Raw genomic sequence first — 7,036 nt, 5'->3', positions numbered from 1 at the left:
CCCCCCACCGACCCGGCCCCCCCCCCCCCCCCCCCGCGTGACCGGCACAGTATGGACGTACGCGAATGTGGCCCGCAATGCTCCGGCCGAAAGGACCGGATCGCCGCGGGCCACAAGGGAGTTGACCCAGCATCAGCTCTTATCCGCGACGAGCTCCTTCAGCGCGATGTTGAGCTGGAGGACGTTCACGCGGGGCTCGCCCACGAAGCCGAGGATCCGCCCGTCGGTGTGCTCGTCGACCAGCTTCTCGACCTTGTTCACGTCGAGGCCGTTCTTCTCGGCCACTCGGTGGGCCTGCAGCTCCGCGTACGCCGGGGAGATGTGAGGGTCCAGACCCGAGCCGGACGAGGTGACGGCCTCGGCAGGCACGTCCGACGGCTTGACCTTGAAGCCGGCCGTGGAGTTGTCCTTCACCACGGCGGCCTTGGCGGCCTTGACGTTCGCGATCAGGTCCTTGTTGTCACCGGACAGGTTCGTCGCGCCCGAAAGGATCAGGTTGTACTGGGTGTTCACCCCCGCGTCCCGGTTGGAGCCGAGGCCGTTGGACGGCCGGGGCTGGAACCACTTCAGGTCGGGCGCGGCGGTCTCCTGGCCCTTCTTCAGCGGCAGGTCGTACCTCTGCCCGATGAGCTCGGAGCCGACGACCTTGCCCTCGCTCTTGATCTCGGAGCCGTTGGCCTTGTCGTTGAACAGACCCTGGGCGATCCCGGTGACGGCCAGCGGATAGATGACACCGCAGATCACGGTCAGCACGAGCAGGGCACGCAGCCCCGCCCCCAGCAACCGCGCCGTGCTTGCAACGGAGTTGTTCATGGCGATCAGCACGCTTTCAGGAACTACAGCCCGGGGATGAGGGAGATGAGAAGGTCGATGATCTTGATGCCGATGAACGGCGCGATGAGACCGCCGAGCCCGTAGACGCCGAGGTTGCGCCGCAGCATCCTGTCCGCGCTCATCGGCCGATACCGCACGCCCTTCAGGGCCAGCGGCACCAGGGCGACGATGATCAGCGCGTTGAAGACGACGGCCGACAGGATGGCCGACTCCGGAGACGACAGGTTCATGATGTTGAGCTTGTCGAGACCGGGATAGACCACGGCGAACATGGCGGGGATGATCGCGAAGTACTTCGCGACGTCGTTGGCGATCGAGAAGGTCGTCAACGCGCCCCGGGTGATCAGGAGTTGCTTGCCGATCTCGACGATCTCGATGAGCTTGGTGGGGTTGGAGTCCAGGTCCACCATGTTCCCGGCCTCCTTGGCGGCCGAGGTGCCGGTGTTCATGGCCACGCCCACGTCCGCCTGGGCAAGCGCGGGCGCGTCGTTGGTGCCGTCACCGGTCATCGCGACGAGCTTGCCACCGGCCTGCTCGCGCTTGATCAGCGCCATCTTGTCCTCGGGCGTGGCCTCGGCGAGGAAGTCGTCCACGCCCGCCTCGTCCGCGATCGCCTTGGCGGTCAGCGGGTTGTCACCCGTGATCATGACCGTCTTGATGCCCATCCGCCGCAGCTCGTCGAACCGCTCCCGCATGCCTTCCTTGACGACGTCCTTCAGGTGGATGACGCCGAGTACGCGCGCCCCCTTGTCGTCCTTGGCGGCGACAAGGAGCGGTGTGCCACCGGCCTGCGAGATGGTGTCGGTGAGCGCCTGGGCGTCGTCGGAGACGGTGCCGCCGTTCTCAGTGACCCAGGCGACGACCGAACCGGTCGCGCCCTTGCGGACCTTGCGCCCGGCCGGGCCCTCGACGAGGTCGACACCGGACATCCGCGTCTGCGCGGTGAAGGCGACCCACTCGGCCCCCTCCAGCTCACCCTGGTGACGCTCGCGAAGCCCGTACCTCTCCTTCGCCAGTACGACGATGGAGCGGCCCTCGGGCGTCTCGTCGGCCAGCGAGGAGAGCTGGGCGGCGTCCGCGAGCTCGGCCTCGGTCGTCCCGCGCACCGGCACGAACTCGGCGGCCTGGCGGTTGCCGAGCGTGATGGTGCCCGTCTTGTCGAGCAGCAGCGTCGATACGTCACCGGCGGCCTCGACCGCCCGTCCGGACATGGCGAGGACGTTGCGCTGGACCAGGCGGTCCATGCCCGCGATGCCGATCGCGGAGAGCAGGGCGCCGATGGTCGTCGGGATCAGGCACACCAGGAGCGCGGCAAGCACGATCATGGACTGCTCGGCACCGGCGTACACGGCGAACGGCTGGAGCGTGACGACCGCGAGCAGGAAGACGATGGTGAGGGACGCGAGAAGGATGTTGAGCGCGATCTCGTTGGGCGTCTTCTGCCGTGCGGCGCCCTCGACCAGGTTGATCATGCGGTCGATGAAGGTCTCGCCCGGCTTCGTCGTGATCTTGATGACGATGCGGTCGGAGAGGACCTTCGTGCCGCCGGTGACCGCGGAACGGTCACCGCCCGACTCCCGGATGACCGGGGCCGATTCACCGGTGATCGCCGACTCGTCGACGCTCGCGACACCGTCGACCACGTCGCCGTCGCCGGGGATCACATCGCCCGCCTCGCAGACGACCAGGTCACCGATGCGCAGCTCGGTGCCGGGCACCTCCTCCTCGGCCGTGCCGTTCAGGCGGCGCGCCACCGTGTCGGTCTTGGCCTTGCGCAAGGTGTCCGCCTGCGCCTTGCCGCGGCCCTCGGCCACCGCCTCGGCCAGGTTGGCGAAGATCGTGGTCAGCCAGAGCCAGACCGCGATCGCCCAGCCGAACCAGTCCCCCGGGTCCTTGACCGCGAGGACGGTGGTGATCACCGAGCCGACGAGCACCACGAACATGACGGGCGACTTGACCATCACCCGCGGATCGAGCTTGCGCACGGCGTCCGGGAAGGACTTCAGGAGCTGCCTGGGGTCGAACAGACCCCCGCCGACACGGCTGTCGTCCTTGGCGCCCTTGGCGTCCTTGTGCCCGCCGGGCACGTCCTGGTGCGGCGCACGGGTGGGAGTGGCGGTGGACATGGAGCCGGGCTCCTCTGGCTTCTCTATGTCGGTGTGCTTCTTTGTGCCGGTGGTCATGACGCGAGCCCCTCGGCCAGCGGCCCGAGGGCCAGCGCGGGAAAGTAGGTCAGACCGGTGATGATCATGATGGTGCCGACCAGCAACCCGGTGAACAGCGGCTTCTCGGTGCGCAGCGTGCCCGCCGTCGCCGGGATCGGCTTCTGTTCCGCCAGCGAACCGGCGAGCGCGAGGACGAACACCATCGGCAGGAACCGGCCGAGCAGCATCGCGAGACCGATCGTGGTGTTGAACCAGTTCGTGTCCGCGCTCAGCCCCGCGAACGCCGAACCGTTGTTGTTGGCGCCGGAGGTGTAGGCGTAGAGGATCTCGGAGAAGCCGTGCGCCCCGGAGTTGAGCATCGAGTCCTTGGGCGTCGGCAGCGCCATCGACACCGCCGTGAAGCCGAGCACCAGGGCGGGGGTGACGAGGATGTAGCAGGCCGCCAGCTTGATCTCGCGGGTGCCGATCTTCTTGCCCAGGTACTCCGGCGTACGGCCCACCATCAGGCCCGCGATGAACACCGCGATGATCGCCATGATCAACATGCCGTACAGACCCGACCCCGTGCCACCCGGCGCGATCTCCCCGAGCTGCATGCCGAGGAGGTTGAGCCCGCCGCCGAAGCCGGTGTTGGAGGAGTGGAAGGAGTTGACCGCGCCCGTCGAGGTCAGCGTCGTGGCGACCGAGAAGATCGCCGAGCCGCCGATCCCAAACCGCGTCTCCTTGCCCTCCATCGCACCGCCCGCGATGTCGAACGCCGGACCCCCATGGTGGAACTCCGTCCACATCATCAGAGCCGTGAACCCGACCCAGATGGTGACCATCGTCGCCAGGATCGCGTACCCCTGCTTGAGGGAACCGACCATGCGCCCGAACGTCCGCGTGATCGCGAACGGGATCACCAGGATCAGGAAGACCTCGAACAGGTTGGAGAAACCGTTCGGATTCTCAAACGGGTGGGCGGAGTTGGCGTTGAAATAGCCGCCCCCATTGGTGCCCAGCTCCTTGATGACCTCCTGCGAGGCCACCGCCCCGCCGTTCCACTCCTGGCTGCCGCCGAGGAACTGGCCGACCCCGTGGATGCCGGAGAAGTTCTGGATCGCGCCACAGGCGACAAGCACGACCGCGCCGATCACCGAGATCGGGATCAGGACGCGTACGACACCGCGCACCAGGTCCGCCCAGAAGTTGCCCAACTCCCCGGTCCGCGACCGGGCGAAGCCGCGCACCAGGGCCACCGCGACGGCGATGCCCACGGCCGCGGAGACGAAGTTCTGCACCGCGAGGCCGCCGGTCTGCACGACGTGGCCCATGGCCTGCTCGCCGTAGTACGACTGCCAGTTGGTGTTCGCCACGAAGGACGCGGCGGTGTTGAAGGCCTGGTCCGGATCGATCGCCTTGAAGCCAAGCGACCCGGGCAGCGAGCCCTGGAGCCGCTGCAGCAGGTACAGGAACAGCACGCTCACGGCGGAGAAGGCGAGGACCCCGCGCAGATAGGCGGGCCAGCGCATCTCGGCGTTCGGGTTGGCGCCTATGCCCTTGTAGATCCACTTCTCCACGCGCAGATGCTTCTCGGAGGAGTAGACCTTGGCCATGTAGTCGCCAAGCGGACGGTATGCCAGGGCCAGCGCCACGATCAGCGCCAGGAACTGGAGCACACCAGCAAGAACAGGGCTCATATCCGTACTCAGAACCTCTCCGGGAACACGAGAGCGAGGACGAGATAGCCCAGCAGGGCGACGGCCACGACGAGACCGACGATGTTCTCGGCAGTCACAGCTTCGCCACCCCCTTGGCGATGAACGCCACCAGCGCGAAAACCGCGATCGTGGTGACGACGAAGGCCATGTCGGCCATCGTGTGCTCCTAGATGAGATGCGATTGATCTGACGCCTTGAGCAAACCCCCTCCGTGGCCGAAATCGACCGCCGTTGACGCCTCCCTTACGTCCCTTGGCGCCCCATTGACGACTCTCTTACGGCTGCCTGCGCCCACCTGCTACCAACCGGCTCTCACCTGCAAAAACGCCGATGGGCCGCACTCCCGTCAGGGAATGCGGCCCATCGGCCTCTACTGCGTCGTGCGGGCGCCCGGGGGCGCCTCGGCACGTCCGGGGCGCTAGCGCACCTCGGTGATCTCAGGGCCCCGCTGGAGCTGGCCCATGCCGCCCGAGAAGCGCGAGCCCTCCTGCTGCTCCTGCTGGACACCGCCCTCGGCGACCATCTGCGCGTCGTCAGGCAGCTTCAGGACGATCGGGTCGCGAGGCGCCATCGGTCCTTCGCCGCGCACGATGACGGTGTCCCGGAAGATCTGCTCCAGGAGACCCGCGGCCTGCGGCTGCACCGCGCCCTGGCCGGAGATGACCCCACGCAGGAACCACCGCGGGCCGTCGACACCGATGAAGCGCACGACCTGCACCCCGCCCGTGCCGTCCGGCAGCTGCACCGGCACCTGCGCGCGCAGCTCCCAGCCGAGGGGGCCCTCGACCTCGTCGATGACACCGCCCTGCTGGGTGATGCCCGAGGCGATCTCCTCGCGGACCTCGCCCCAGATGCCCTGCTTCTTGGGGGCGGCGAAGCCCTGCAGCTGGATGGCGCTGTCCTGGAGCACGACGGTCGCGGCGACGATCGCGTCACCCGCGACCTCCACCCGCAGCTCCATGCCCTCGACACCCGGTACGAAGAGGCCGCCCAGGTCCACCCGGCCCTCGCCGGGCTCCCGGACCTCCGAGACATCCCAGGGACCGTCGGGGCGGGGCTCGGGCTCGAGCCTCACGCGCGACGAGGCCGCGGCCGTGTCATCACTGTCAGCACGGTCAGGGTCCTCGACGACCTGCTCGGCCTCGCCCGCCGCGTCCTCGGCGGCACTGTCCTTCTTGCGACGTCCGAACACGTCACTGTCCTTCCCGGTCAGATACGACCGATGCGTATCGATTCCCACCCGTTTTTTCACCCGAGCCGGCGCCCACGGCGGCATGGCCGCCGGTGGACCCGAAGCCCCCCTCGGCCCGCGCCGAGTCGGGAAGCTCCGCCACCTCCCGGAAGCGCACCTTCTCGACCTGCTGGACGACCAGTTGGGCAATCCGGTCGAAGCGCTCGAACCGCACACGCTCGCGCGGGTCGAGATTCACCACGATCACCTTGATCTCTCCACGGTACCCGGCATCCACCGTCCCTGGGGCATTCACCAGGGCGACACCGCAGCGGGCGGCGAGACCGGAACGCGGGTGCACGAAGGCCGCGTACCCCTCGGGCAGCGCGATAGACACCCCGGTGGGCAGCACCACGCGCTCGCCCGGGGCGAGTTCGTGCGCTTCGGTGGTCCGCAGATCCGCTCCGGCGTCACCGGGCTGCGCGTACGACGGCAGCGGCACTTCGGAGTCGACGCGACGGATCAGGACGTCGAGCTCCGGACGGGTTGCGGGGGTCACGGGTTCACCTCGAAAGCACGTGCGCGGCGGAGCTGGTCCGGGTCGTCCATGGCGGCCCGGATCTCCTCCGGGCGGCCGTTCTCGACGAAGTGGTCGACCTTGACCTCGATGAAGAGGGCCTTGGCGCGGACGGCGACGGGCCCCTCGGGGCCGCCGATCCGCCCGGTGGCCCGGGAGTAGATCTTCCGCCCTGCGACGGCGGTCACCTCGGCCTCGAGGAAGAGCACGGTGCCCAGCGGCACGGGCAGCGCGAAGTCGGTCTCGAGCCGTCCGGTCACGGCGATCACCCGCAGCAGCCAGTTCAGCGAGCCGAGCGTCTCGTCGAGCGCCGTGGCGAGCACTCCGCCGTGGGCGAGGCCCGGCGCGCCCTGGTGGGCCTCCCGGACGGTGAACTCGGCGGTGACGCCCACGCCTTCACCGGCGTACGCCGCGAGGTGCAGCCCGTGGGCCTGCCCTCCGCCGCAGCCGAAACAGTGCTCGTAGTGGGCTCCGATGAGCTCGCCGGGGGCGGGCGCGTCGGGGTGGCGGACGGGCGCTATTGCGTCGGCCGGGGGCGTCAGAGCTGCTGAAGTACCACTCACAGGCGCAGACCTTACCCGCGAGTCCG

7 protein-coding genes are annotated in these 7,036 nt (G+C 68.6%); all 7 read right to left on the bottom strand.

Going from position 1 to position 7,036, the window contains the following annotated elements:
- Positions 1–132: 132 nt before the first annotated feature.
- A complete protein-coding gene (locus ABD378_RS32295) occupies positions 133–813 on the bottom strand; it encodes a potassium-transporting ATPase subunit C (RefSeq protein ID WP_344526702.1) in 681 nt (226 codons plus the stop codon).
- Between the two features lie 23 nt (positions 814–836).
- Positions 837–3,017: a potassium-transporting ATPase subunit KdpB gene (gene kdpB, locus ABD378_RS32290; protein WP_344526700.1), complete on the bottom strand. Its 2,181-nt coding sequence runs from the start codon at positions 3,015–3,017 to the stop codon at positions 837–839.
- On the bottom strand, positions 3,014–4,678 hold the full coding sequence (kdpA, locus tag ABD378_RS32285) for a potassium-transporting ATPase subunit KdpA (RefSeq protein WP_344526698.1): 1,665 nt from the start codon (positions 4,676–4,678) through the stop codon (positions 3,014–3,016). The genes kdpB and kdpA overlap by 4 nt, the downstream gene beginning before the upstream one ends.
- 8 nt (positions 4,679–4,686) lie before the next feature.
- Entirely contained in the window at positions 4,687–4,776 is a 90-nt protein-coding gene (gene kdpF / locus ABD378_RS32280) for a K(+)-transporting ATPase subunit F (protein ID WP_033264828.1), read from the bottom strand.
- 341 nt (positions 4,777–5,117) lie between these two features.
- On the bottom strand, positions 5,118–5,891 hold the full coding sequence (locus tag ABD378_RS32275) for a DUF3710 domain-containing protein (protein WP_344526695.1): 774 nt from the start codon (positions 5,889–5,891) through the stop codon (positions 5,118–5,120).
- 1 nt (position 5,892) lies between these two features.
- On the bottom strand, positions 5,893–6,429 hold the full coding sequence (gene dut / locus ABD378_RS32270) for a dUTP diphosphatase (RefSeq protein ID WP_344526693.1): 537 nt from the start codon (positions 6,427–6,429) through the stop codon (positions 5,893–5,895).
- On the bottom strand, positions 6,426–7,010 hold the full coding sequence (locus tag ABD378_RS32265; protein WP_344526691.1) for a PaaI family thioesterase: 585 nt from the start codon (positions 7,008–7,010) through the stop codon (positions 6,426–6,428). Before ABD378_RS32265 ends, dut begins: the two co-directional genes overlap by 4 nt.
- Between the last annotated feature and the right edge of the window lie 26 nt (positions 7,011–7,036).

The organism is Streptomyces rectiviolaceus, from assembly GCF_039533825.1.
In the GTDB taxonomy this organism is placed as follows: Bacteria; Actinomycetota; Actinomycetes; order Streptomycetales; family Streptomycetaceae; genus Streptomyces; species Streptomyces rectiviolaceus.
This window is presented reverse-complemented; position numbering and strand designations above follow the sequence as displayed.

Excerpts from the sequence above, each read along its gene's own strand:
- ABD378_RS32295 (WP_344526702.1), bottom strand. The coding sequence starts at position 813 with ATGAACAACTCCGTTGCAAGCACGGCGCGGTTGCTGGGGGCGGGGCTG.
- kdpB (WP_344526700.1), bottom strand. The coding sequence starts at position 3,017 with ATGACCACCGGCACAAAGAAGCACACCGACATAGAGAAGCCAGAGGAG.
- kdpA (WP_344526698.1), bottom strand. The coding sequence starts at position 4,678 with ATGAGCCCTGTTCTTGCTGGTGTGCTCCAGTTCCTGGCGCTGATCGTG.